Annotated in this window: 1 protein-coding gene; it reads left to right on the forward strand. The window is 54.0% G+C overall.

The genetic code is table 11. From position 1 onward, the window contains the following. Positions 1–54: 54 nt before the first annotated feature. A protein-coding gene (locus AC25M7_RS25420) for an IS3 family transposase (protein ID WP_486971629.1) occupies positions 55–1274 on the forward strand; the annotation gives its coding sequence in 2 pieces (ribosomal slippage) (positions 55–403 and positions 403–1274; 1221 coding nt in all). Positions 1275–1324: the final 50 nt, after the last annotated feature.

Raw genomic sequence — 1324 nt, forward strand, 5'->3', positions numbered from 1 at the left:
TGTCCCGTCCTGAATAAGGTTTACACCTCCCATCCCGAATTTCCGGAGAGTCAGATGGAGCAAGGTGTAAAGCGCACACAGCGTGATTATTCACTGTCTTTTAAATTGGCGGTCGTTGATCAGGTCGAAAAAGGTGAACTGACCTGCACCCAGGCTCGGGAGCGGTACGGCATCCAAGGAAAAACTACAGTTCTGGTATGGTTGCGTAAGCATGGTCGGCAGGATTGGAGCCAAGGGGCGTCGATTCGGGCCGAGAGGAGCTGCGCGATGTCTGACCCCAAAACGCTTACTCCAGAGCAGCGGATCAAAGAGCTTGAGCAGCAGCTTGAGCTGATGAGCCAGAAGGCCCAGTTTTTTGAAACGGTCGTTGATGTTCTGAAAAATGACTATGGTGTCTCGGTCGTAAAAAAGCGATCCGGCAAGTCCTCTCGCAAGGTCAAGTCGCAGGACTGAGCGTTGCCAGGGCTTGTCAGTTTCTAGGTATCAGTCGACAGGCTTACTACAAACGCAACCGAGCTGCTGACGGCAGAGAACGCCAGGCAGATCAGGTGGTTGAGTTTGTTCAGCAAGTCCGGATGCGCCAGCCTCGTCTGGGCACCCGCAAGCTGCACTATCTGCTGCGTTGCCAAGCTGACAAACGATTTCAGGTCGGTCGAGATAGGCTGTTCCAGGTCTTGGGAGAGCGCCGTTTGCTAGTGCTGCCTAAGCGGGCCTATCACAAGACAACACAGAGCTTTCATCGCTTCTACCGCCATCCCAACTTACTCAAGCCCGGCCCAAGCCAAGTCGTTCCGACAAGACCGGAGCACGTCTGGGTTGCCGACATTACTTACCTGCCCGCACGTAACGGCCCGCTGTACCTGAGCTTAGTAACGGATGCGTACTCCAGGAAAATTGTTGGCCACCATGTCCATGAAAGCCTGCATGCCGAGTCCGTGGCGCAAGCATTCAAGCAGGCACTACGAAAGCGAGATCGTCGCCAACCATTAGTCCACCATTCGGATCGAGGCATCCAATATTGCTCGGCGCTATACCAGTCACTGCACCAGCGCTACGGCGTTCAGTGCTCCATGACTGATGGGTATGACTGCTACCAGAACGCGCTGGCTGAACGAATCAACGGAATCCTCAAGGCGGAGCTGCTGTTGAGTAGTCCTGAAGATCTGGAACAAGCTAGGCAGATGGTTGCCGAAGCAGTGCAAATCTACAACACAGAAAGGCCTCATATGGCCCTGAAAAACAAAACGCCCGATGCGGTGCATCAGGCGTTTTGAGGCCTGTCGGCCTACCTGAACAGGTGTAAACCTATTTCAGGACTAGACAG

The organism is Pseudomonas sp. P106(2024), assembly GCF_057480815.1.